A 22,611-nucleotide genomic window follows, 5' to 3' on the forward strand; every position below is an offset into this window, starting at 1 on the left:
ACCGTCAGGCAGCGTCGTCTTCAGGATTGCCGAGGTTGATGCTGCCGAGGTGGGTCTTCATCTGGTGATGTCGGCGGCACAAGGTGTGGAGATTCTCAGCGGCGGTGGGTCCGTGCGGCCAGGGGATGCGGTGGTCGAGGTCGCAGTCGGTGGCTGGTCGGGTGCACGTGGCGAACTGGCAGGTGCGGTCACGCAGCTCGACGGCTCGGCGCAGCTTGGTGGAGGGCCGGTAACCGATCTCAGTGATGTCGAGGATCTTGCCGAGAGGATTCTTCAGGATACGGTAGAAGATCGTGCCGGGCTCGTCGGCGAGGTCGCGGACCATGTCGGCTGGCAGGGCGTACGACCCGTCCACAGCTTCACCGGGCTCATTCGTCAGACCGGCCAGTGAGGTAACCGGGACGACCACACCGATGACCGCTCGGCGGCTGATCGTGCTGTCGCCGCGGGAGCCTGTGCCGGTGGAACCAGTACCAGCGGAACCAGTACCAGCGGAGAAGAAGCGCTCGACGAACATGTCAGCCCGCATCTGGTCGAGGGTGCGCCCGCGCGCCTTCTTGTTCTTGGCCATCGCGGTGAGCATCGCATCGATCCGCGCTGCGTCGGTGGTCTTGATGTAGGCGGTCAGATAGCTCATGCCGTCGTCTTGGTGCTTGACCCACACGGCGCGCTTGGCGTGCTCGGCCTTGGCACGGGCCTGGGCGGCCTCGGGCTCGACCCGGGCGACGAACCGATTGAGCCAGCCCTTGACCTGGGCCGGGGTGTGGGTCGAGGCATAGGAGCCGACGCGGTGGTCGGCTCGATGACCGAGTGGTTGTCACGAAGCTTGTCGAGAGCTGAGGCGATCAGCCGGACGCGGTACCCGTCGATCTTGCCGGCGGTGAAGGCCTCCCACGTCAACGGCAACCGGTTGCGGACCCGGCGGGCGTCGGCCAGGCGGCACTGCACGCTGCGGGGCGCTTGCAGCAGCACCTGGGACAGCTCGTCAGCGGCATAGGCCGCGGTCAACCGGCGTCGTTCGGGATCAGCGATGGCTTCGGCCTCGCGGCGGCGCAGGTCTTGAAACTGCAACATCCTGGCCGCCACGGCGGCTTCGGCCTGAGCACGCGCGACCTCCAGCGACGCGATCTGCTCGAGGAGCGCGTCTGCGGGGTCGAGGACTGTGGCCATACCTCCAACCTAGAAACAGCCACCGACACCCGATTTCCGGTGCAACGACTTTGTCCACAGGGGTCAGATCAGGGTGCCAGGGACGAGCTGGCGCAACGCAGCAAGTGCCACTGCGTCGTCCTGGTGGGCGACGGCGACGTCCCAGTAGATGTGGGAGTCGTCATCAGGCCGGCTGTCCAGCACCGTCGCCGCGATCGCCACGTCGTCCAAGGCCAGCCGTCCCAGCGGCTGACCGCTGTAGTCCCACACCGCGACCTCGCTGTACCCCAGGGCGGCCAGGCTCGTCCCAGACGACCAACGGGTGGTTGCCCGCAAGCCGCGACAGGACGTGGTCGTACTCGAAGAACAGCACCGGCCGGGAGTCCGACCAGGTGCGCGCCAGGGCAGGCACGAGCGTGACGTCATAGCCGTCGGTGTCGGACTTCACGAGCCGCAGCCGGTCGAGCTCGGGATGACGTCGGCGCAGCTCGACGGTCGAGACGGTCGGTGCGGTCTCGGTCGAGGTGCCCGGCTCGAACCGGGTCGTCCCGCCGACGCGCACCGGCGCCATCTGCACGGCCTCGGCACCGGAGTCGGGCTCGAGCAGTGACGCCTCGATCGTGACCCGCGGATCGTCCCCGACGTTGCGCCGCAGGTAGTCGAGGAAGAACCCGTCGGCCTCGACGCACAGCACCCGTGACGGCACGGCGTTCAGGATCTGCAGGGTCGAGTCGCCGACGTTGGCGCCGACGTCGACGACCGTCAGCGGTATGCCGTCGACGGCGAGCAGCGCCGCGAGATCGACCAGGTTCTGACCGTACGACGGTGCAAGTCGAGCGTAGTCAGGCAGTCGGTGCGACCACGGGAGCCACAGGTCGACCCCCTGCACGTGGCGACGCACAGCCCGGTCGGGCCAGGCATCGCGTACCGCCCAGCCGATGCGGCGGACGACTCGCTGCGCGAGGTTCTCAGACGTGCGCGGGCGCTGGCTCATGCTCGGCTCCTTCGGCCGGCCCCGTGACCCGATCTGGTCGCTGGGCGAAAGAACGTGAGGGTGATGAAGAACCACAGATGGCGGTCCCAGATCAACGGTTCGAACTGGGCGATCACGAAGTAGCCGATCACGGCCGCCAGAAGGCAGGTCTGCATCGCGTTGGCCTTGGTCATCCCGACCCGGAACCGGTCGAAGGCGACCAGGAAGAACGTCACCCAGATGACGAGTAGTCCCACCAGCGCGATCAGCCCGCCGAGGTTGAGGGTCTGCAGCACCAGGTTGTGCGCCGCCAAGGCTTCGCCGAATCCGACGCCAGTCCACGGATGGGTGCCGATGACGTGCAGCGAATCCCAGAACACCTGCACATGGGCGTCGTTGCTGGCGCTCAGCAGACCTTGGCGCTCGCCGCGGCCGACGATGCGCAGCAGGTTCTCGCTGGCCGGCAGGTACGGCATCAACGCGAACAGCAGCGCGAAGCCCAGGATGCCCCCGCCGATCGCGAGCGCGATGCCCTTGAGCCGGGCGCAGCAGGCGATGAAGATGACGCCCAGCACGACGCCCAGCACCGCCGAGCGCATACCGGTCAGCAGCATCCCGTAGACGCACACGGCACCCATGACGGCCGAGACGATCCGGACGAGGTAGCTGGACGTCGAGAGGAACCAGCCCAGGAACACGAAGGCGCCGAACATCGCGGCGAGTCCTAGGTGCCCCAGGTGGGCCCCGAAGCCCGACGCCCGCTGCAGCGCGGGGTCGTTGCGCCCCATCAGCGCCGCGACGGAAGCTGATGAACCCGCCCAGCGCGTAGAACAGCAGCAGCATGATCGCGACCTTCTGCCGCGGGTTCATGAACGTCACGATGATGATGACCATGGGGGCACCGGCGATGAACTTGAGCATCTGCCCCGTCCCGGCCCAGTCCTGCGAGGCCGTCATGCCGAGCAGCCCCCCGGCCGTCACCAGGAACGTGCCCAGCAGGACGACCATGACGGTGCCCGGTGGTGTGGCGCGGCGCGCGAACGGCAGCGTCGCAACACCCGCCAGGACGAGCGCGATGTCGCCGATCGACACCCCGGTCGTCGGTCGGAGGCCGTTGAGCGGCAGCAGCACAGCGACGATCGCGAACGGCACCAGCGCAGTGATGAGCCGGTTGCTGTGCAGGCCGATCACGAGGGCGACCAGAGCCAGGACCGCGCTGATCAGGAGTGCCAAGGACGCCGAGAGCCGGAAGGTCAGCGCGATGAACGCGCAGGCGCTGACACCCAGGGCAGCGCAACGCAGCCGAGCATCCGGGTCCAGCCGACTCACCATGGCAAGGGACACGACGCTCCTGAGACGGTGCTTGCGGACGGGCTGCACTGTGCTGAGCGCACAGCGGGCAAAAAAGAAGGGCCAACTGCACGCCTATCCTAGGCCTTAAGTCCCGCTCAGTGACATACTTTTGTCCCGCAGGCCCGATATGTTCTGGCCGTTGAGGAGGACACCGCTCGTGACGCTGACCGATTACGTCCGCCGTATCGCCGGGCGCTGGCGGGTGATCGCTGTCACGATGGCCGTCCTGGTCGTGCTGGCCACCGTGATCACGCTCCTGATCACCCCGACCTATGAGTCCCGTGCGCGCGTCTTCGTCTCCAATTCCGGCCAGAACCAAGACATCAGCAGTGCTCTGGGCGCCGGCATCTACGCCCAGCAGAAGGTGCTGAGCTTACGCGGCGATCGCCTCCTCGGAGAAGATGGCCGAAGCCGTCATCCAAGACCTCAACCTGAATGTCTCACCGGCCGAGATCTCCAGCCAGGTCAAGACCTCCGTCGAGTTCGGGACCGTCCTGGTCACGATCGTCGTGACCGACGAGTCGGCCGAACGCGCCAGCGCGATCGCCAACTCCATCATCAGCAACTACAACCGGGTCGTCGCCGAGGTCGACGTCGCCGACGGCGAGTCATCGCCCATCACGGTCAGCACGATGGAGACCCCCGACCCTGCCGACCTCTCCGACGTCGCCGAAGATCGGCCTCAACATCATCGCCGCGCTGTTCGCCGGCTTCCTGCTGGGCATCGCCCTGGCTGCCCTGCGCGACCTGCTCGACGACACCGTCAAGACGGTCGGCGACCTCGAGGACATCGACCTCGCGACACTCGGCCCGATCCCGACCCGGTCGGTCAAGAAGCGCGGCCGCAACGGCGAAGCACCCAGCACCCTGATCTCGTTCAACGAGAACACCCCGGCCGCCGAGGCGTTCCGCCAGCTCCGGGTCAACCTGCAGTTCGCCTCGCTCGACCGCCAGCCCCGCAAGCTTCCTGGTGACCTCGACCGGACCTGGTGAGGGCAAGTCGTTCGTGTGCGCCAACCTCGCTGCCGTCTACGCCGCGACAGGTCTGCGGGTCGCGCTGGTCGACCTCGACCTGCGGCGTCCGATGCTCGCCGAACGGCTCGGCCTCGAACGTTCGGTCGGCGTCACGTCGGTGCTGCTGCGCCGGGCGAGCATCGAGGAGGCCCTCCAGCCGGTCAACGACGACAACTTCATGCTGCTGTCGTCGGGCCCGCTGCCGCCCAATCCTGCGGACGTGCTGTCGACCGACGCCTTGGCCGAGGTGCTCGACGAGCTCGCCAACGACTTCGACATCGTGATCCTCGACAGTCCCCCGGCCGGAATGTTCGCCGATGCCCGCCAGCTGACCTCGCTGGTCGACGGATCCATCGTCGTCAGCCGCCACCGCCACACCCGCAAGGGTCCGCTGGCCGACACCGTCAAGGGCCTGCGCGACGTCGGCGGAAACGTCCTCGGCGTGATCCTCAACCGGGCACCCACCAAGGGGCAGGGCGACTACGACCAGTACGGCTACAGCACCTACCAGCCGTCCGACCGCACCGCCAAGCGCGTCAAGTCGTAGCCTCGTGCCGAGCCTCCGGCACCCGGCGACGCGGGTTCTTGCCTCGTCGCTGATCACCCAGGCCGGCTTGGTCGTCACCGGGCCGCTCACGGTCAGGCTTCTGGGGGTCGAGGATCGTGGTGAGGTCGCGCTGATCGTCGCGACGGTGCTGCTGATCAGCCAGGTCGGACCGTGGGGTCTGCCCCAGGCCTTCGCGTACTTCATCGCCCGCGGCGACGCCGAGCCGCGCGCGCTGCTGGACGCCTACCTCAGCCGCTACCTGAGGAAGACCGCACTGATCGCGCTGCTCGGGGCGGTCGGGATCCTGGCCGCCTCCCGGCTCGCGACCGATCTGACCGAGCCGCTCGCCGAGGCGTTGCTCGCCATGACCGGCATCGCCTCGATCATGGTGGCGGTGCTCGCGCTGGCCTGCCTGACCGGCGCGCAGCGCTTCAACGAGCTCGCGGTGCTGCAGGCCGTCCCGGGGCTCAGCGACACCGCAGCGATCATCGTCGTCGCGATGATCGGCCACGCCTCGATCATCGGCATCCTGGTGCTGTTCTTCGTCAGCTGGTTCGCGGTCGCGGTCATCGGTGTCTGGCTCGTGCGCCGAGGCGGTCCCCCGGCGTCCCCGTACGTCCCCGCCCTGACGACGCTGCGCTCGTACGCGCGGCGAGCCTTCGTCACCGCAGCGGCACCGATCGACAACCTCGGAATCGACCAGCCGCGGTGGGCCTGATCCTGTCGCACACCGAGCTGGGGCTGTACGTCGTGGCACTGGCCTTCGAGACCGGCCCGGTGCTGGTGATGCTGGCGCTCACGAGCGTCTGCGCCCCGACCGTCGCGTCGATCGCCGATCCTGCAGCCCAGCGAGCGCACTGCCGACGGTGGCTCGTGATCGGCAGCGGGATCGGGCTGGCCGTCGTCGCAGCGATCCAGCTCGTGATCGATCCGGGGCTCGAGCCGGCCTTTGGCTCGGAGGCTGCCGCAGCGGTCCCTGCGACCCGCATCCTCGTGACGGCTGGGCTGTTTCTCGGCCTGCGACGCCTCACGGCCGGCATGCTGCAGGGGATGGGACGTCCTCTGTCGGCGACGTGGGCCGGCTCGCCGGGTTCGGGGTCTTCGTCGTCCTGATCTTCCCGCTGAGCCGCGCGTGGGGGGTCGAGGGCTCGTGCTTCGTCATGCTGCTCGCTGGCCTCGTCGCGACCGTCACGAGCCTCGTGATGATCCTGCGGCCGCGAGCTGCTCCAGCAGCGCTCTCGTCTGCCGAACCGTCCGCGCCCAGGTGAACTCGGCCGCATGCGCGCGGGCCTCGTCACGCTGGACCGACGTCCGGCCGCTGGCGGTCGCGACGGCGTCGGCCAAGGCGGTCGCCGACCAGTCCGCCATGACGGTGGCGTGCCCGCCGGCGACCTCGTTGGTCGCCCGCTCGGGCCCGATCACGACGGGTGATCCCAGGAGCATCCCTTCGACGACCGGCAGTCCGAAGCCTTCGAAGTCGGTGGGGAAACACGATCATCTCCGCCTCTGCCATGACCTGCTGGAAGCGTTCCTCTGGCAGGAATGGCGCCAGCTGCACGTGATCGGACAGACCGTGTGCCGCCAGCTGCGCGACCAGCTCGTCGCGCTGCGCGCCGGGCACCCCGAGCATCAGCAGGGGCGGGACGTCGTGGCCGCGCCGGACGAGCTCTGACCAACCCCCGACGAGCAGGCCGACATTCTTGTTGGTGTGGTGCGCGAACGTCACGCACGGCCCCACCGCGCTCGGCGCGGGCCACTGCTCGACGTGATCGGCGCCGAGATGGGCGACAGCTGACGGGATCGCACAGGTCGACGGGTGACCGCGTGGAGGTCGTCGAGACTGCGCTGCGAGATCGAGACGATGCCGTCGGCCAGTCGGTACCCGCGCGAGTACGAGACCCGGCGCAGCAGCCGACGCTTGCGGCTGAACTGCTCGGGCCTCGGCTCGTGCCGCAGGTCGTAGAGCACGACCGCCAGGGGACGTCCTGGATGCAGGACGGTCGTGGAGGGCAGGGTCGCGAGCACAGCATCGGGTCGCAGCCGATGGGTCAGCCGACGCAGCGAGCGGGTCTGCGCCCAGGGACGGCCGAGGGTCGACGGTCGGGGCACCGCGACCTCGTGCCGCACGTGCCCCGCGGTGGGCAGCGACGAGCCGACTGGCACGATCACGTGCAGCGTCGTCCGGGTACACCTCGGACCATCTCGCCAGCAGGTGCTCCACGTAGGTGCGGATGCCGCCGAACTCGGCGCACATCGCCTCGACCAGGATCTTCACGGCCGCTTCTGCACGAAGATCATGAGCGTCGGTGCGAGCCGTGGCGGGGTGAGCCGGCCGAGTCCTGCCGCCAGTCGCCAGGCGAGCGGCGACCGACCGAAGTACGTCGGCTCGCTCGTGTGGCCGTAGACGTGCAGCGTGCTCCGAGAAAAGCCGCCCCAGGTCACGGCGGGTGTTCATCGTGTAGCGGGTCGGGAAGACATCCTCTGCCTTGCGGTCCGGCTGCAGCCGCCGCAGCATCCGCACGTGCAGGCGGTTGGGGACGGCCCGGGCTCCGATGCCGATCATGCCCCACTTGTTGGGCGTCCTGGCCGCGAGCCAGCCGCCTGGCCGCAGCACTCGCAGCACGTCGTCGGCCACGTCCTGCGCATCATCTGCGTTGACGTGCTCCAGCACGTGATCGGCGATCACCAGGTCGAACGAGTCGTCCGCGAACGGCAGCCTGTCCCCCAGGGGCACGACCTGGGCGGTGTCGAGCGCCGGATTGGTCAGGACCGCCGGATCGACGTCGGTGCCAACGACCTCCGCCACCCGGCCCCGCAGCATCCGCAGCCGACGTGACATCTCCGGCATCGGGTCGACGGCCCAGTGTCCACGTCCGGCGCCGAAGTCGAGCACCCGACTCTTCTCGTCGACCAGCGCGTTGATCCGCGTGTAGAACTCGATCTGGCCGTCGAGCCGGGAGAACCCTCCGACTGCGGCCTCGGGGTACAGCCGGCGCAACACCGGATCCGGCGTGAAGCTTCAACGCCCATGGTTGCTCCTCAGGAACAGTCCGTCGCACTGCAGGAGCCGTCCGGCGTCGTCGGAGATGCCGGTCTCGATGCTCCACATCGTCAGCCCGTGGCCCGCCATCTGCTCGACGAGGTCGCCGTACAGTCGCTGACCCTCGTACAGCTCGACGAACGACAGCTCGAGCTGGATGGCAGCGAACTCGTCGACGAGAGCTCCCGCACCGTCAATGACCTGCTGCTCATAGCCCTGGGTGTCGATCTTGAGCAGTGTTCGTGCCGGTTCCACCTCGTGGGCGGCGACCAGGTCGGCGACGGTCACGACGTCGACGTCCTGGGTGCCGATGACGTGCGACTCGGGATCTGCCGCCAGGTGCTGGCGGGTCATGGTCAGCAACGACGACGAGTAGGAGTTGGCCGAGACGTTGATCTGGGTCGCACCCGGCGCGGCGCCGACCGCCGAGCTGATGCACTGCCACTGCGGATCAGCAGCGGCCCGCCGTGACAGCTGACGGTAGGCCGTGGCAAGCGGCTCGACCGAGATGATCCTGCCGCCGAATCCTGCGGTGCGGACCATCCGCCCGAACTGGCCGACGTTCGCGCCGATGTCGAGCACCGTGTCGATGCCGGCGCTGTCGAGGGTCCGGACTAGTCGCCGGACGTACGGATCGCGCCCCGATCGACAGGTCGGCGCGTTGCAGACCTCTGCGGACGCCGAGCTTGGCGCCCTCGCGGAGGCGGTTCTTGAGTCCCTGGTCGTTCACGTGGCCTCCGTGGTCACTCGATCGGTGCGTACAGGCCGTGTGCGGACGAGCCCACACGGCTCGACCTGATGGCGGTCGGCAAGCTCGACCGCCCGGTAGAACGCCATGGCGGCGGCGAGGGTCACGGATCAGCCCACGACGACCATGGCCCAGATGTTGGCGGTGTCGCCGGAAAGATCGAGCGGCCGGACGGCGAACCGCCAGAGCATCTCGAGCACCACGGCGTGCACCAGGTAGTGCGAGTACGAGCGCTGTCCGAGCCAGCGCAGCCACCGCCAGCTCAGGATCCGGATCAGGAACGACTGGCTGCCCGTGACGTCGGCGTGGAAGATCCAGGCCAGGAACAGCGGGCTCACCACGGCGTCAAGCACGAAGTAGCGGCCGGGGCTCTGCGGCAGCGGGGCGAAGACGATCACGACGACGGCCAGCAGCAGGCTCACCGCGACCACGGGAGCCATCATGCGTGCCGTGTCGACCAGTCGTGCGCCGCGCAGCCCCCTGTCGCCTCGCACCGACCCAGAACGCGCAGATGAAGGCGAAGATGAAGAACGGCGCATGGAAGTACGGCAGCGCGAACGTGACCAGGACGGTCAGCGCGGCCCCGATCAGCAGCACCAGGGTGCGGCGCCGGATCAGGATCACGAGCGGCGCGATGAGGTAGAGGTGGTACTCGATCGGGACGGTCCAGAAGCTGGTGGCTGACCGGCACGTGGCCCAGCACGTCGCTGATCATCAGGAAGTCGGTCGCGACCCGCCATCCCGTCAGCGGCAGGCCGGTGTCCCAGTGGGTGCCTTGCGCCTGGTCGAGCCCGAAGACCAGCATCAGCAGCACCGCCAGCGCCAAGGCGGCCCAGTAGGCCGGCACCATGCGCCAGGTGCGGCGCAGCATGTAGGTGCGGAACGTCGCGCCCAGGTCGTCGCGCGAGAAGCCGCCGCGCCAGTGCCGTCCCAGCAGGTAGCCCGACAGCAGCACGAAGACCACGACTGCCTCCCTGGCCGCCGCGCCGAGAGGCAGGCTGACGAGCTGCTGACCGCTCGTCGGCGCGACCGGCACGATCGTCAAGAAGCCGTGCCACACGATGACGGCGGCACAGGCCAGCGCGCGGATGGAGTCCATCCACGGCAAGGTCGGCATCTTCGGCACCACGGCGGTTCAACGACGCGACTTCCACCGTGGTTACGCATCTCGCGGGCCTTCCGTCCCGAAAAGTTCGGGACCTAATGCCCTAATGCTCGTTGGGGATGCAGAACGAGCCCGCCGACCGGGGGCCGACAGCGAGATGGAGAGCAGCATGACCGTTCTGGTGACCGGAGCCGGAGGCTTCATCGGCGGACACCTCGTGAAGGATCTTCTGGCCCAGGGTCGGGAGGTCCGAGCAGTCGACGTCAAGCCGCAGAACCAGTGGTACCAGGTGCACGCGGACGCGGAGAACCTCGAAGCCGACTGCGCCGACCTGGGCGACGCCCAGAAGATCGCCGTGGGCACGCATGCGATCTACAACCTCGCCGCCGACATGGGCGGCATGGGCTTCATCGAGAACAACAAGGCCGAGTGCATGCTCTCGGTGCTCCAGAGCACCCACATGTTGGTCGCCGCCCGCGACGCCGGAACCGAGCGACTCTTCTACAGCAGCTCGGCGTGCGTCTACGCCGGAGACAAGCAGACCAACCCCGACGTGACGGCACTCAAGGAGTCCGACGCCTACCCCGCCGATCCTGAAGACGGCTACGGCTGGGAGAAGCTGTTCAGCGAACGGATGGCGCGACACTTCCGCGAGGACTTCGGCCTGCAGACCCGCGTCGCTCGCTACCACAACGTCTACGGCCCCGACGGCACGTTCGAGGGCGGACGCGAGAAGGCCCCGGCAGCACTGTCACGCAAGATCGCCCTGGCCAAGCTGAGCGGAGACCACACGATCGAGGTGTGGGGCGACGGCGAGCAGAGCCGCAGCTTCATGTACATCGACGACTGCGTGCGCGGCACCCAGGAGATCCTGGCCGGCGACAACGTCGAGCCCGTCAACCTCGGATCGGCCGAGCCGTCACGATCAACCAGATGATCGCGATCCTCGAAGACATCGCCGGCATCACGGTCACCAAGAACCACGACCTGTCAGCACCTCAGGGCGTCCGTGGCCGCAACAGCGACAACGAGCTCTTCCGCAGCATCTACGGCTGGGAACCGTCGATCTCGCTGCGCACAGGTCTCGAACGGACGTACTCCTGGATCTACGACCAGCTCGCAGCCCGCGGCTAGGACCCGGTCATGAAGATCCAGCTGCACGACTTCTCCGGTCACCCGTTCCAGGTCGAGCTGTCGCGGCGACTGGCCGGCCGCGGTCACGACGTCGAGCACGTCTTCGCCGAGCAGTACGTCTCTGGCAAGGGGCACCTGGATCGTCAGCCCGACGACAGCCCGACGTTCAGCTTCCACGGCATCGTGCTGAGCCTGCCGTTCCAGAAGTACGCCCCGCTGGCCAGGCTCAGGTTCGAGATCGCCTACGGCCGAGCCTGGATCCGGCATGTGCGGGCGCAGCGACCCGATGCCGTGATCGCCTGCAACCTGCCTCTGCTGTCGATGTTCATGTTCGCGATGTTCGCCCGGCGCACCCGGCTGCCGTACGTCTTCTGGCACCAGGACATCTACAGCTACGGCCTGGCCGACGAGCTGCGCCGCAAGCTGCCGCGGCCCATGGCGGCGATCGGCGCGGGCGCGTTCTGCCGGATGGAGGCGTACTGCGCGCGCAAGGCCAGCCATGTCGTCGCGATCGGCGAAGCCTTCCGCGCGGTGTACCCGGGCTGGAGGGTCACGCCGGAACGGGTCTCGGTCGTGCCCAACTGGGCGCCGCTCGACAAGGTGTTCCCCGTCGGCCGGACCAACCGGCGCTCGGCCCACCTGTTCGAGGACGAGGAGGCGCTGCGGCTCGTCTACGCCGGGACGATCGGGCGCAAGCACAATCCCGATCTGCTGGTCTCGTTGCTGCGGCACGCCCTCGACAACGGCGTCGAAGCATCGATGGCGGTCATCTCCGAGGGCGAGGCCGCCGATGCGCTCGCCGAGATCGCTCGCCAGGATCCGAGCCTGCCGCTGCGAGTGCTGCCGTTCCAGCCGGCCGACAACCTCCCGGACGTGCTCGGCTCTGCCGACGTCCTCGTGGCGCTGCTCGAGCCCGACGCCACGAAGTTCTCGATCCCCAGCAAGGTGCTGTCGTACATGGCAGCTGGACGCCCGATCCTCGGCCTGATGCCCGACGACAACCCCGCCGCGCTCGACATCCTCGACAGTGGTGGGATCGTCGTCGACCCCACCGAGGTCGGTGCCAAGTCGGCGACGGCCTGGCTCGTCGGAGCTGGCCGAGGACGCAGGCCGGGTCGCCGACATCGGCGCACGGACCCGGTCCACCGCCGAACGGAAGTTCGACGTCGACCAGGTCACCCGCACGTTCGAGGCGATCCTCACCGCCCCGGAGCGGTGACGGCGCGGGCGAACGCCGTCATCTCGTCCAGCACCTGCTGGGACTCCGTCAGGCCGAGATCGAACTGGAACTCATGACCCCAGCGGCGGTGAGTGCTTCGCTGGCCAGAAGAGGGTCTCGACGTCGACGCCCTTGTCCTGCAGCGTCGCCGCGAACGCCTTGACCTGCGGCGTCAGCGGATCGGCGTTTCCCCCCGTCAACCACGTCGCTGGGAAGGCATCGGTCACCCCCCGATTGACCGATGCCTTCCCGAGCAGCGAGTCGAGCAGGGTCGTGCCGAGATAGGCATCGACGTACTGCTCGACCACACCGCCCACATCGTCGACGAGCGCTCGAAGGTCGAAGGCGCCGCACGCCAGGAGCAGGCCGGCGACCTGCTGCGGCTGCACCGCCGGGACGAGCTCCAGCTCGTCAGCCGTCGCCGGATCGGTGATCCCGGCGGCGAGCTGGGCCGCGATGTGCGCTCCGCCGGAGTCGCCGGCCAACAGGATGCGTGCGGGGTCGACATGCAGCTCGCCGGCACGACGGGTCACGAAGTCCAGCGCCGTGTTAGCTTGCTGCACCTGGCGCGGATACCGCTCCCCCGGGGCCAGCGAGTAGTTGACGCCGATCGTCGTGAACCCCCTGCTCGCCAAGATCTGGGCGTACGGCGCGATGTCGTCCTTGCTGCCGCCGATCCACCCGCCACCGTGCACCCACACGATGACGGGCAGCGCCTCGGTCGCGGCCAGATCGGCCGGGAACCACACGTCCAACGTCTCGCGGTCGTCGTCGCCGTAGGCGAGGTTCTGACGACCCGTGACGCCCTCGGGCACGAACTGGCTCATCGGCGAGACGGGACGCTGCGCCCGCTTCTGCTCCAGGTACGCATCGCGCCACGGTCCCAGCAGGTAGGCGAGCAAGATCGCGCACGCGACGACTGCCGCACCGACGCCCAGCGCCCAGTAGCGCACCGACGGGGGCCGTAGATCCAGCACGACTCACCTGCCCTGCGCGACGACACAAGCTCGGCGGCAGGTACGCGGAGCTCTCTTCGATGCCGGTACGCACCCGCACGATGTCGGCGGCGACCATGTGCCGGACCATCTCGTCGAAGTCGACGGTGTGCCGCCAGCCCAGGTCTCGCTCGGCCCGCCCCGGGTCGCCGATCGGACCAGGTCCGTCGACCGGCCGGACCAGCTCGGGGTCGTGCACGACGTACGACCACGGGTCGTCGAGGCCCGCGTCGGAGAATGCCCGTTCGAGAAGATCCGCCAAGGTGTGCCGCTGCCCCGTCGCCAGGACGTAGTCGGCGGGCTGGTCGTGGCTCACCATCGCGACCATCGCCGCGACGTAGTCATCGGCCCAGCCCCAGTCGCGGGAGACGTCGAGGTTGCCCAGTCGCACGTGAGGACGCACCCCTGCCGCGATCTCGGCCGCCGCGCGGGTGATCTTGCCCGTCACGTAGCCCGCACCCCGCAACGGGCTCTCGTGGTTGAACAGGATGCCGACGCTCGCGTGCAGCCCCTCGACGTCCCGTGCTCGCTGGGTGGAGCGATGCGCTCGACTCTTCGACCTGCCGTACGGGTTGCGCGGATCGTGCGGCGACGACTCGTCATGTGCCTCGACCCGACCCGGACCGAAGACCTCCGAGCTCGAGGCCTGGAAGAACCGTGGTGCTGCACCGGTCGCGTCCCGGTAGCGCAGCATCGCCTCCAGCATCGCGTCGACCGCGTCGCCGTTGACCGCCATGACGCCGTCGGGGTCACTCCAAGCTCGCCGCGACGGAGGTGAGGCCGGCCAGGTTGTAGACCTCGCTGGGTCGATACACCTGCAACAGCTGGGTGAAGCCTGGAGTGTCCTGGACGTCGTGCGGCACGACGTCGACACCGTGCAGGTAGGCCGCTCGGGCGAGTCCCCTGCGCGGGCGCACCGTGCCGACGACCTGCCGGCCGGACGCCATCAGCTGGCGGGCCAGAGGGTGCCGTCCTGGCCTGCAACACCCAGGATCAGAGCCGTAGGACGATAGGTCATCGTGCCGGCTCGACCTGTGCCCCTCCGCGCGCGAGCTCGTCGATGTCGGCCTCGACCATCAGCGCCGCCAGCTCGGGTGTCGACGTCTCGGCCTTCCAGCCCAGCACCTCACGGGCCTTGGACGGATCGCCCAGCAGGGCGTCGACCTCGGTCGGACGTTCGTAGCGCTCGTCGTACGTCACGTAGTCGCGCCAGTCGAGACCGGCGTGCGAGAAGGCCAGGTCGCAGAACTCGCGCACCGTCGTGCCGGTGCCGGTCGCCAGGACGTAGTCGCTCGCCTCGTCCTGCTGAAGCATCCGCCACATGCCCTCGACGTACTCCTTGGCGTAGCCCCAGTCGCGGACCGAGTCGATGTTGCCGAGCACGAGCTCCTTCTGCGTCCCGGCCTTGATGCGCGCGACAGCCCGGGTGATCTTGCGGGTCACGAACGTCTCGCCCCGCCTGGGCGACTCGTGGTTGAACAGGATTCCCGACACCGCGAACATGTCGTACGCCTCGCGGTAGTTGACCGTGACCCAGTGCGCGTAGAGCTTGGCTGCACCGTAGGGCGAACGCGGGTAGAACATCGTCTTCTCGTCCTGCGGAGGCGGGGTCGCGCCGAACATCTCCGACGTCGACGCCTGGTAGAACCGCGACGTCAGACCTGCTGCGCGGATCGCCTCCAGCAGCCGGATCGTGCCGACGCCATCGGCCGAAGCCGTGTGCTCGGGCATCTCGAACGAGACCTTGACGTGGCTCTGCGCGGCCAGGTTGTAGACCTCGTCGGGGCGGATGTCGCGGATCAGGTTGACCAGGCTGACACCGTCGGTCATGTCGCCGTAGTGCAGGTGCAGGTGCTCGGCCGCAGCGGGCTCGGAGGCCCAGATGGGGTCGATCCGGCCACGGTTGAACGACGACGAACGGCGCACGAGGCCGTGCACGTCGTACCCCTTGGACAGCAGCAGCTCGGCCAGGTAGGAGCCGTCCTGCCCGGTGATCCCCGTGATGAACGCACGCTTCATGTCCTACCTAACGACTCGACCGCTCCGAGGTGACGACCACGCGCAGAACACCCCGTCCGCCCGGGACGATTGGTAGTGTCGCCGCCGTGAAGAACGTGCTGCGCGTCGTCGTCCGCGCCTTCGTCAACTCCGTCGTCGCGGCCCAGCTGATGCCGCGGGGCGTCCGCTACCGCCTCCTGCGGGCATGGGGGGTCGACACCCGCAGCAAGGAGATCCACCCGCGGTTCGTGTTCAGCAGCCCCAACGTGTCGATCGGCGAGAACACGACGATCAACTGGTGCGTCCTGTTCGAGGCGGGCGCGCGCATCACGATCGGCGACAACTGCGGTATCGGCTTCTACTCCCAGCTCATCACCACGACGCACGACGTCGGCCCGTCGGCACGCCGCATGGGCGCCGAGAAGTCGTTGCCGATCACGATCGGCGACGGGACGTGGGTCGGGGTCAACGTCATCATCCAGCCGGGGGTCACGATCGGCGAGGGCTGCATCATCGGCGCCGGTTCGGTCGTGACGAGCGACTGCGCGCCCAACGGCTTCTACGCCGGCGCTCCGGCTCGACGGGTCAAGGACCTCAGCGACTGACCTCGACCTGCTGGCGCTGCCGGATTCCGTCGAGGATCAGGCCCAGCCCCAGGTCGAACGACTCGGCGCCCGACGGCGTCAACGGGTCGGCGTCGATCGCGCCGACGCTGTTGGCCTGCAGCTGGGTCTGCTCGTCCGAGACGTGCCCGAAGGTGAAGTGCAGGACGGTCATCGCGGCGGTCTGCGCGAAGGCTTCGTCGAAGCCGGCGGACTCGATGGCGGTGGCCAGCCGGGTCGACGGCGAGCGGCTGCCGAGCCCGAAGGCGTGCACTGTCGCGACGAGCTCGGCGCCGTCGCGGTAAGCCAGCATCGCGTCGCGCAGCTCGCGGCTCAGCGACCCGACCTGCTCGTCCCACGCCTGGTCGGGTCGTGCGGCCCGGGTCCCGCGCTCGAGCACCTCGTCGGCGACCGCTGCCAAGAGCTTCCTGCTTGTTGCCGAAGTGGTGGTAGAGCGCCGACGGCTGCAGACCCAGCTCGGACGCGATGCGGCGCATCGACAGGTCTGACAGTCCGTACTGGTCGAGGATGTCGACAGCACGCTCGACGATGTCGGTGCGGCGATAGCGCATGGGGCCTCCGGTCGGGTACGTCACATTGACAGCGCTCGAAGTCTATAGGTTAACCTGAACACCGTTCACCTGAGCACCGTTCAGGAATGCGATTCCCCCACTTTTCCGTGCAGGAGCAGAACCCATGAGCAATGCCACCCTCAAGCGCAGCGCCGGTCTGAGCACGACCGACCTGGCCCTCGTCGCGACGTTCGCCGCCCTCATCGCGGTCTGTGCACAGCTGACCGTCGGATCGATCAACGTGCCCTTCACGCTCCAGATGTTCGCGATCTTCCTCGCCGCCTCGATCCTCGGAGCGTTGCGGGGCTTCCTCACCGTGGTGCTGTACCTCGCGGTCGGCACCGCCGGGCTGCCGGTCTTCGCCAAGGGAGCCGCCGGTCCTGCCGTCTGGGCTGGCGAGACCGTCGGCTACCTGCTCGCCTTCCCGATCGCGGCACTGATCGTCGGATTCGTCGCCCACCGTGCCGCGCGCCGCGATCCGGCGTCGTTCGTCGTCGTGGTCTCGATCGCCGCCGCGATCGTGACGGTTGCCGTCGTCGGCACCCTCGGAACCCTCGGCATGGCGTGGAAGTTCGACGTCAGCCTCGCCGTCGCCTGGGGCTACGCCACCCCGTTCTTCGTGGCAGATATCGTCAAGGGCGTGTTGGCCGCCATCGTTGCCGCTGCGGTGCTCCGCGCGTTCCCGAAACTGACGTCGCGCCGTTGAGCGAGCCCAGCTCGATCCACTTCGACGAGGTCACCGTCTCGGTAGACACACCAGACGGTGACCTCGTCCTGCTGCACCCCACGACGCTGCACCTGGACGAGCAGCGCATCGCCCTGATCGGCAGCAACGGATCGGGCAAGTCGACCTTCGCCCGCCTGCTCAACGGGCTGGTCGAACCAACGGCCGGGAGCGTCGTCGTCAACGGCCACGACACCCAGAAGGACGGTCCGGCGGTACGCCGCCAGGTCGGCTTCGTGTTCACGAACCCCGACGCCCAGCTCGTGATGCCCACGTGCGCCGAGGACATCGCGCTGTCGCTGCGACGCTCGATCAAGGACAAGGCGGCTCGGCAGGCCCGCGCCGTCGAGATCTTGGCCGAGCTGGGTCTCGCCGACAAGGCCAGCACGACGGTGCACGCGCTCTCGGGCGGCCAGAAGCAGATGCTCGCACTCGCCGGGGTGCTCGCGACCGAACCACGCATCGTCGTCGCCGACGAGCCGACGACCCTGCTCGACCTGCGCAACACCCGACTCGTCGCCGATCGCCTGTTCGGGCTGTCCCAGCAGCTCGTGCTCGTCACCCACGACCTCGACCTGGCCGAACGCTGCGACCGGGTGCTCGTCGTCGACGACGCGCGGGTCGCATTCGACGGCGACCCCCGCGAGGCAGTCGCGTTCTACCGCTCGCTGGTCGACGCGTGATCACGTCGCCGCTCGGCGCCTACCGGCCCGGCACGACCCTGCTCCACAAGATCCCGGCCGGCCCGAAGATCGGCCTGCTCGCGCTCTACGGCGTCGTCACGGTCGTGGCGAAAGGCCCGTGGACGGCCCTCGGCTTCGTCGCGTTCTCGCTGCTGCTGGTCGCGTGGGCGCGCCTGCCGCTGCGCTCGATCCTGCGGGCGATGCGACCGCTGCTGCTGGTCATCACGTTCGTCACGGTGTTCCAGGTCTGGCAGCGCGGATGGCCGACCGCGATCCATGTCATCGGCGACCTGCTGGCCCTGGTGATCGCGGCCCTCGTGTTCACCGGCACGACTCCCATCGACGCAATGCTCGACGCGATCACCCGAGGGCTGGGACCGTTCCGCCGCTTCGGCGTCAATCCCGAGAAGGTCGCCCTCGCGTTCTCGCTCATGATCCGCGCGATCCCCCGGAATCCTCGAGATCGCCCAGGAGACCCGCGCCGCCGCCAAGGCCCGCGGCCTCGAACGCAGTCCCCGAGCGCTGCTCGTGCCGATGGCGATCCGCACCGTCGCCCGGGCCTACGAGACCGGCGACGCCCTGCACGCGCGCGGCATCGCCGACGACTGACTGTTTCTGGCCCCGCCCCGCCGGGCCGGTGTCTCAGCAACCTCATCCCGCCGGGCCGGTGTCTCAGCAACCTCATCCCGCCGGGCCGGTGTCTCAGCAACCTCATCCCGCTGAATGCGGTTGATAAACCACCGCGCCAGGGCCAAGACGACCGCCACAGGTTGATAAACCACCGCGCCAGAGCGAAGACGACCGCCACAGGTTGCAGATCCACCGCGCCCGCGAGGGCGACGTTTGCAGGTACCGTCCACGCATGGACAACTTGCTGACCGCGATCATCGCCGCCGCGGTGCTCGTGGCCGGCGCAGGGTTCGCCCGCTGGTGGCTGTTGTCACGGCGACCCAGCCTCGGCACGGCCGAGGACCGGGCGACGTACGAGACCCTGCACACCACGTCGCTGGCAGCCCCCGCACTGCGCCGCGGCCTCGACGCCGAGAGCGCGGCCAGCGCGCTGCCGCACGTCCGGACCCTGCTCGGCGCGCGCACCGTCGCGATCACCGACACCCGCGGTCCGCTGGCCTGGGACGGCCCCGGCAGCCCCGATGACGTCGCCGAGCTGATGGACGCGGCGATCGGCAGCGGGACGACCAAGGCCTCGGGCGCGATGATCGTCGCGCCGCTCGCGATCGAGGGGCATGTCGTCGGCAGCGTCGTGATCATGGCCGACGAGGCCTCCGCCGGACTGGCCAGGGCGACGACCGAGGTGGCGCGCTGGATGTCGAGCCAGCTGGAGCTCGCCGAGCTGGCGACCTCGCGCACCGCGCTCATGGAGGCCGCAGCTGCGAGCCCTGCGAGCCCAGATCTCGCCGCACTTCATCTACAACTCGCTGGGCGCGATCGCCTCCTTCGTCCGCACCGACCCCGAACGCGCCCGCGAGCTTGCTGCTCGAGTTCGCCGACTTCACCCGCTACTCGTTCCGTCAGCACGGAGAGTTCACGACACTGGCCGAGGAGCTTCGCTCGATCGAGCGCTACCTCGTGCTGGAGAAGGCCCGCTTCGGCGACCGGCTGCGCGTCGTGACACTGGTCGCTCCCGAGGTGCTCAACGTGACCCTGCCGTTCCTGTCGGTCCAGCCCCTCGTCGAGAACGCGGTCAGGCACGGACTGGAGAGCCGCGCCGGCGACGGGACCATCACCCTGACGGCCAAGGACGCAGGTCACGAGTGCGTCATCACGATCGAGGACGACGGTGCCGGCGTCGACCCCGAGATCGTCCGGGCCGCCCTGTCAGGCAGCAACCCCAGCGCGTCTGTCGGTCTCGCCAACGTCGACGAACGGATGCGCACGGTCTACGGCAACGCGTACGGCATCGTCGTCGAGACCGCACCAGGCCATGGCACCAAGGTCACGCTGCGAGTGCCGAAGTTCTCGCCCGCCGTCGACCCCACGACCTGACGAGCGCCCCATCAGGACTTGTGGCCCAGGTCACCCTCGGCAAGGATCACCCCATGACCGCCGCGCTCCATGCCCTGGTCGTCGACGACGAGCAGCCTGTCCTCGACGAGCTGGTGTGGCTGCTCGAGCGCGACGACCGCATCGCGTCGGTGCGGGCGACCAACGACGGATCCGACGCCCTGCGGATCCTCGAGCAGGGCGGGATCGATCTCGTCTTCCTCGACGTCGCGATGCCCGGACTCAGCGGTCTCGACATCGCCCGGCTGCTCGGTCGGTTCCGCGACGCGCCCAGCATCGTGTTCGTCACGGCCCATGAAGCCCATGCGGTCGAGGCCTTCGAGATGAACGCCGTCGACTACCTGCTCAAGCCGATCCGCGAGGAACGACTGCGTGAGAGCGTCCGGCGGGCCTGCGCCGACGACCAGCACGTCCACCCGTCGGTCGACGAGCAGATCGCCGTCGAGCTCGGCGGTGTCACGCGCTTCATCTCCCGCACCTCCGTCGCCCACGCCGAGGCGCAGGGCGACTACGTGCGGCTGCACGTCACCGACGGCAGCAGCCACCTGGTCCGCATCCCGCTCGGCACCCTCGCCGAGGAATGGGCCGCGGCCGGCTTCGCGCGCATCCACCGCAGCCTCCTGGTCAACCTCGCCACGTCCGCGAGGTGCGCATGCAAGCCGGACGGTGCAGCGTCGTCGTCCCCTCCGGCGACACCCTGCTGGAAGCTGCAGGTGGCTCGCCGGCACACCCGGACCCTGCGCGACCTGATCCACGAGCGGGCGCTGTGAGCGACCCCGAGGAGCCACCGGTCTACACCGGACGGGTCCGGGTCACCAACCCGCTCACTTCGGCGCCGGCTCATGTGCGCCGCAGCGTGCACCAAGAGATCGACGAGTCCACCGCGATCGGCGAGATCTACATGCGGTCGCTGATCCGCTCGCAGCTGCGCGCGGCACTGACGGTGACGTTGACGCTGGTGCTGTCGATCGGCGCGCTGCCGCTGGTGTTCCTGAGCTTCGACGCCGTCACCGAGTTCCACGTGCTGGGTGTTCCGGCCCCGTGGCTGATCCTGGGCGTGGCGGTCTATCCGGGGCTGTTCCTGCTCGGCTGGGTGTACATCCGGCAGGCCGAACGGGCCGAGCGCGACTTCACGGCGCTCGTCGAGCCCGACGGACCATGAACTCCACGTACGGCGTCGTCGCGGTCACGCTCGTCTCGCTGGCCACGCTCGGCATCGGTGCGTTCGGTCTGCGACTCAGCCGCACCACGAGCGACTTCTACGTCGCCTCGCGGTCGGTCAGCCCGGTGTGGAACAGCTCTGCGATCGGCGGCGAGTACCTGTCGGCCGCATCCTTCCTCGGCGTGGCCGGCCTGGTGCTCGCGCACGGCGCCGACATGCTCTGGTACCCCATCGGCTGGACGACCGGATACGTGATGCTGCTGGTCTTCGTCGCGGCCCCGCTGCGCCGGTCGGGCGCCTACACGATCCCCGACTTCGCCCAGGTCAGGCTGCAGTCGGTGCGGGTGCGGCAGGTCGCGAGCGTCCTGGTCGTGGCCGTCGGGTGGCTCTACCTGATGCCGCAGTTCCAGGGGGCCGGACTGACGTTGCGCACCGTGACGGGCGCGCCAACCTGGGTCGGCACCGTGCTGGTCGCCGTGATCGTCGTCATCAACGTCGTCTCCGGCGGCATGCGCAGCATCACGTTCGTGCAGGCGTTCCAGTACTGGCTCAAGCTCGCAGCCCTGTTGATCCCCGTGTTCTTCCTGGCTCAGGCGTGGCTGCGCGACGGCAGACCATCGCCGGTGGCATCCGAGGCCTGGTTCGCCCCGTTCACGGTGACCGATGGCCCCGGGCTGTACCTGACGTACTCGGTCATGGTCGCGACATTCCTCGGCACGATGGGCCTGCCGCACGTCGTCGTCCGCTTCTACACCAATCCGGACGGTCGCGCGGCCCGGCGCACGACGCTGATCGTGCTCGCCCTGCTCGGGACGTTCTACCTGCTGCCGACGATCTACGGCGTCCTCGGCCGCATCTACGCCAGCGACCTGATCGACTCCGGTCGGACCGACGCGGTGGTGCTCGAGCTGCCGTCGCGGGTCATCGGCGGAAGCGCCGGCGAGCTGCTCGCCGCCCTCCTCACGGCGGGCGCGTTCGCCGCATTCTTGTCGACGTCGTCTGGACTCACGATGTCGATCGCCGGAGTCATCGGCCAAGGGATCGCACGCGGGCAAGCTGTCGACCATCACGGCGCTGCGACTCGCGGCAGCCGGTGGGGTACTGGTGCCACTCGCGCTGGCGCTGTCGTCGGAGCGGATCTCGGTCGCCAGCTCGGTGACCTTCGCCTTCGCGCTCGCCGCCTCGACGTTCTGCCCCTTGCTGATGCTCGGCATCTGGTGGCGCGGGCTCACCGCCCCGGGCGCGATCGCCGGTCTCGTCGGCGGCGGGCTGTGCGCGGGTGTCGCCCCCGTCATGACGATCGCCTGGGGGCCGGACGGATGGCTCGGTGTGCTGATCAGCCAGCCTGCGGCATGGTCGGTCCCGGTCGGCTTCGGCCTCATGATCGGGGTGTCACTGCTGACCCGTTCGGCCGTTCCGGGCACCGTCGCGCGCACCATGGTGCGGCTGCACACCCCCGAGCACATCGACGTCGACCGCCACCCCTGACCCGCCGGGGGCACCACACCGGGGCCGTTCGTCGTGCGAGAACGACCGTTTATCGACCGTCCACGACCGCACGTCGCACCGCA

General features: G+C 68.9%; 27 protein-coding genes and 6 pseudogenes. 18 read left to right on the forward strand and 15 right to left on the reverse strand.

Going from position 1 to position 22,611, the window contains the following annotated elements:
* Positions 1 to 4 precede the first annotated feature (4 nt).
* The 4 genes and pseudogenes from ACHMWU_RS23660 to ACHMWU_RS23675 all read right to left on the reverse strand — a co-directional run.
* A pseudogene (locus ACHMWU_RS23660) lies at positions 5 to 715 on the reverse strand (DUF222 domain-containing protein); the annotation flags it as partial.
* A complete protein-coding gene (locus tag ACHMWU_RS23665) occupies positions 634 to 1,170 on the reverse strand; it encodes a DUF222 domain-containing protein (RefSeq protein ID WP_396047707.1) in 537 nt (178 codons plus the stop codon). The pseudogene ACHMWU_RS23660 and the gene ACHMWU_RS23665, both read right to left, overlap by 82 nt.
* Positions 1,171 to 1,333: 163 nt before the next feature.
* Entirely contained in the window at positions 1,334 to 2,143 is an 810-nt protein-coding gene (locus ACHMWU_RS23670) for an FkbM family methyltransferase (RefSeq protein WP_396047709.1), read from the reverse strand.
* Positions 2,140 to 2,910, reverse strand: coding sequence for an O-antigen ligase family protein (locus tag ACHMWU_RS23675; protein ID WP_396047711.1), 771 nt, complete (start codon positions 2,908 to 2,910; stop codon positions 2,140 to 2,142). The genes ACHMWU_RS23670 and ACHMWU_RS23675 overlap by 4 nt, the downstream gene beginning before the upstream one ends.
* Positions 2,911 to 3,602: 692 nt before the next feature.
* Between ACHMWU_RS23675 and ACHMWU_RS23680 the strand changes: the two are divergent.
* The 5 genes and pseudogenes from ACHMWU_RS23680 to ACHMWU_RS23700 all read left to right on the forward strand — a co-directional run.
* Positions 3,603 to 3,788, forward strand: a pseudogene (locus ACHMWU_RS23680) (Wzz/FepE/Etk N-terminal domain-containing protein); the annotation flags it as partial.
* Between the two features lie 88 nt (positions 3,789 to 3,876).
* On the forward strand, positions 3,877 to 4,449 hold the full coding sequence (locus ACHMWU_RS23685; protein WP_396049305.1) for a hypothetical protein: 573 nt from the start codon (positions 3,877 to 3,879) through the stop codon (positions 4,447 to 4,449).
* Positions 4,446 to 5,036 carry a tyrosine-protein kinase family protein gene (locus ACHMWU_RS23690; RefSeq protein WP_396047713.1) on the forward strand — a complete coding sequence of 197 codons (591 nt, stop codon included), beginning with the start codon at positions 4,446 to 4,448 and terminating at the stop codon, positions 5,034 to 5,036. The genes ACHMWU_RS23685 and ACHMWU_RS23690 overlap by 4 nt, the downstream gene beginning before the upstream one ends.
* Before the next feature lie 4 nt (positions 5,037 to 5,040).
* Positions 5,041 to 5,754, forward strand: a complete 714-nt coding sequence (locus tag ACHMWU_RS23695; RefSeq protein ID WP_396047715.1) for a lipopolysaccharide biosynthesis protein — start codon at positions 5,041 to 5,043, stop codon at positions 5,752 to 5,754.
* Positions 5,745 to 6,149, forward strand: coding sequence for a hypothetical protein (locus ACHMWU_RS23700; RefSeq protein ID WP_396047717.1), 405 nt, complete (start codon positions 5,745 to 5,747; stop codon positions 6,147 to 6,149). Before ACHMWU_RS23695 ends, ACHMWU_RS23700 begins: the two co-directional genes overlap by 10 nt.
* A gap of 181 nt (positions 6,150 to 6,330) precedes the next feature.
* Here the strand turns inward: ACHMWU_RS23700 and ACHMWU_RS23705 are convergent, their stop codons facing one another.
* From ACHMWU_RS23705 to ACHMWU_RS23725, 5 genes are all read right to left on the reverse strand, one after another.
* Entirely contained in the window at positions 6,331 to 8,037 is a 1,707-nt protein-coding gene (locus tag ACHMWU_RS23705; RefSeq protein ID WP_396047719.1) for a methyltransferase domain-containing protein, read from the reverse strand.
* Between the two features lie 18 nt (positions 8,038 to 8,055).
* On the reverse strand, positions 8,056 to 8,658 hold the full coding sequence (locus tag ACHMWU_RS23710) for an FkbM family methyltransferase (protein WP_396047721.1): 603 nt from the start codon (positions 8,656 to 8,658) through the stop codon (positions 8,056 to 8,058).
* 144 nt (positions 8,659 to 8,802) lie between these two features.
* Positions 8,803 to 8,931, reverse strand: coding sequence for a hypothetical protein (locus ACHMWU_RS23715; RefSeq protein ID WP_396047723.1), 129 nt, complete (start codon positions 8,929 to 8,931; stop codon positions 8,803 to 8,805).
* 3 nt (positions 8,932 to 8,934) lie between these two features.
* A complete protein-coding gene (locus ACHMWU_RS23720) occupies positions 8,935 to 9,267 on the reverse strand; it encodes a hypothetical protein (RefSeq protein ID WP_396047725.1) in 333 nt (110 codons plus the stop codon).
* Positions 9,264 to 9,941 carry an acyltransferase family protein gene (locus ACHMWU_RS23725; RefSeq protein ID WP_396047727.1) on the reverse strand — a complete coding sequence of 226 codons (678 nt, stop codon included), beginning with the start codon at positions 9,939 to 9,941 and terminating at the stop codon, positions 9,264 to 9,266. Before ACHMWU_RS23725 ends, ACHMWU_RS23720 begins: the two co-directional genes overlap by 4 nt.
* Before the next feature lie 157 nt (positions 9,942 to 10,098).
* On the opposite strand from ACHMWU_RS23725, the gene ACHMWU_RS23730 reads away from it, so the two are divergent.
* From ACHMWU_RS23730 to ACHMWU_RS23740, 3 genes are read left to right on the forward strand one after another with little or no spacing between them, the layout of a single operon-like run.
* Positions 10,099 to 10,866 (forward strand): NAD-dependent epimerase/dehydratase family protein, encoded by a 768-nt coding sequence (locus tag ACHMWU_RS23730; RefSeq protein ID WP_396047729.1) that lies wholly within the window; start codon positions 10,099 to 10,101, stop codon positions 10,864 to 10,866.
* Entirely contained in the window at positions 10,863 to 11,063 is a 201-nt protein-coding gene (locus ACHMWU_RS23735; RefSeq protein ID WP_396047731.1) for a hypothetical protein, read from the forward strand. The genes ACHMWU_RS23730 and ACHMWU_RS23735 overlap by 4 nt, the downstream gene beginning before the upstream one ends.
* A gap of 9 nt (positions 11,064 to 11,072) precedes the next feature.
* Complete coding sequence (locus ACHMWU_RS23740; protein ID WP_396047733.1) at positions 11,073 to 12,359, forward strand: glycosyltransferase family 4 protein; 1,287 nt, start codon at positions 11,073 to 11,075, stop codon at positions 12,357 to 12,359.
* Here ACHMWU_RS23740 and ACHMWU_RS23745 read toward each other — a convergent pair.
* From ACHMWU_RS23745 to gmd, 4 genes and pseudogenes are all read right to left on the reverse strand, one after another.
* The gene (locus ACHMWU_RS23745) at positions 12,354 to 13,097 is read right to left on the reverse strand and encodes an alpha/beta hydrolase (protein ID WP_396047735.1); all 744 of its coding nucleotides are present in this window, start codon (positions 13,095 to 13,097) and stop codon (positions 12,354 to 12,356) included. The two genes, ACHMWU_RS23740 and ACHMWU_RS23745, sit on opposite strands and share 6 nt — an antisense overlap.
* Before the next feature lie 316 nt (positions 13,098 to 13,413).
* A pseudogene (locus ACHMWU_RS23750) lies at positions 13,414 to 14,013 on the reverse strand (GDP-mannose 4,6-dehydratase); the annotation flags it as partial.
* A gap of 13 nt (positions 14,014 to 14,026) precedes the next feature.
* On the reverse strand, positions 14,027 to 14,239 hold the full coding sequence (locus ACHMWU_RS23755) for a GDP-mannose 4,6-dehydratase (protein ID WP_396049191.1): 213 nt from the start codon (positions 14,237 to 14,239) through the stop codon (positions 14,027 to 14,029).
* A 52-nt stretch (positions 14,240 to 14,291) separates the two neighbouring features.
* Positions 14,292 to 15,296, reverse strand: a complete 1,005-nt coding sequence (gmd, locus tag ACHMWU_RS23760) for a GDP-mannose 4,6-dehydratase (RefSeq protein WP_396047737.1) — start codon at positions 15,294 to 15,296, stop codon at positions 14,292 to 14,294.
* 86 nt (positions 15,297 to 15,382) lie between these two features.
* Here gmd and ACHMWU_RS23765 point away from each other — a divergent pair, with 86 nt between their 5' ends.
* Positions 15,383 to 15,880: an acyltransferase gene (locus tag ACHMWU_RS23765; protein ID WP_396047739.1), complete on the forward strand. Its 498-nt coding sequence runs from the start codon at positions 15,383 to 15,385 to the stop codon at positions 15,878 to 15,880.
* Here the strand turns inward: ACHMWU_RS23765 and ACHMWU_RS23770 are convergent.
* Together ACHMWU_RS23770 and ACHMWU_RS23775 are read right to left on the reverse strand one after the other, a co-directional pair.
* Positions 15,870 to 16,298: a TetR/AcrR family transcriptional regulator C-terminal domain-containing protein gene (locus ACHMWU_RS23770; RefSeq protein ID WP_396047741.1), complete on the reverse strand. Its 429-nt coding sequence runs from the start codon at positions 16,296 to 16,298 to the stop codon at positions 15,870 to 15,872. The two genes, ACHMWU_RS23765 and ACHMWU_RS23770, sit on opposite strands and share 11 nt — an antisense overlap.
* 64 nt (positions 16,299 to 16,362) lie before the next feature.
* Positions 16,363 to 16,449: pseudogene (locus tag ACHMWU_RS23775) on the reverse strand (TetR family transcriptional regulator); the annotation flags it as partial.
* A 124-nt stretch (positions 16,450 to 16,573) separates the two neighbouring features.
* On the opposite strand from ACHMWU_RS23775, the gene ACHMWU_RS23780 reads away from it, so the two are divergent.
* From ACHMWU_RS23780 to ACHMWU_RS23820, 9 genes and pseudogenes are all read left to right on the forward strand, one after another.
* Positions 16,574 to 17,155: a biotin transporter BioY gene (locus tag ACHMWU_RS23780; RefSeq protein WP_396047743.1), complete on the forward strand. Its 582-nt coding sequence runs from the start codon at positions 16,574 to 16,576 to the stop codon at positions 17,153 to 17,155.
* The gene (locus ACHMWU_RS23785) at positions 17,152 to 17,856 is read left to right on the forward strand and encodes an energy-coupling factor ABC transporter ATP-binding protein (protein ID WP_396047745.1); all 705 of its coding nucleotides are present in this window, start codon (positions 17,152 to 17,154) and stop codon (positions 17,854 to 17,856) included. The genes ACHMWU_RS23780 and ACHMWU_RS23785 overlap by 4 nt, the downstream gene beginning before the upstream one ends.
* Complete coding sequence (locus ACHMWU_RS23790; protein ID WP_396047747.1) at positions 17,853 to 18,734, forward strand: energy-coupling factor transporter transmembrane component T family protein; 882 nt, start codon at positions 17,853 to 17,855, stop codon at positions 18,732 to 18,734. The genes ACHMWU_RS23785 and ACHMWU_RS23790 overlap by 4 nt, the downstream gene beginning before the upstream one ends.
* 610 nt (positions 18,735 to 19,344) lie before the next feature.
* Positions 19,345 to 19,416 (forward strand): annotated as a pseudogene (locus ACHMWU_RS23795) (hypothetical protein); the annotation flags it as partial.
* 27 nt (positions 19,417 to 19,443) lie between these two features.
* Positions 19,444 to 19,860 (forward strand): sensor histidine kinase, encoded by a 417-nt coding sequence (locus ACHMWU_RS23800; RefSeq protein ID WP_396049192.1) that lies wholly within the window; start codon positions 19,444 to 19,446, stop codon positions 19,858 to 19,860.
* Between the two features lie 53 nt (positions 19,861 to 19,913).
* On the forward strand, positions 19,914 to 20,648 hold the full coding sequence (locus tag ACHMWU_RS23805) for a LytR/AlgR family response regulator transcription factor (protein WP_396047750.1): 735 nt from the start codon (positions 19,914 to 19,916) through the stop codon (positions 20,646 to 20,648).
* Complete coding sequence (locus tag ACHMWU_RS23810; RefSeq protein ID WP_396047752.1) at positions 20,645 to 21,040, forward strand: hypothetical protein; 396 nt, start codon at positions 20,645 to 20,647, stop codon at positions 21,038 to 21,040. Before ACHMWU_RS23805 ends, ACHMWU_RS23810 begins: the two co-directional genes overlap by 4 nt.
* A pseudogene (locus ACHMWU_RS23815) lies at positions 21,037 to 22,011 on the forward strand (cation acetate symporter); the annotation flags it as partial. The gene ACHMWU_RS23810 and the pseudogene ACHMWU_RS23815, both read left to right, overlap by 4 nt.
* 184 nt (positions 22,012 to 22,195) lie before the next feature.
* Positions 22,196 to 22,528 carry a hypothetical protein gene (locus ACHMWU_RS23820; protein ID WP_396049193.1) on the forward strand — a complete coding sequence of 111 codons (333 nt, stop codon included), beginning with the start codon at positions 22,196 to 22,198 and terminating at the stop codon, positions 22,526 to 22,528.
* Positions 22,529 to 22,611: the final 83 nt, after the last annotated feature.

Origin of the sequence: Aeromicrobium sp. UC242_57 (genome assembly GCF_044452305.1) — a bacterium.
In the GTDB taxonomy this organism is placed as follows: Bacteria; Actinomycetota; Actinomycetes; order Propionibacteriales; family Nocardioidaceae; genus Aeromicrobium.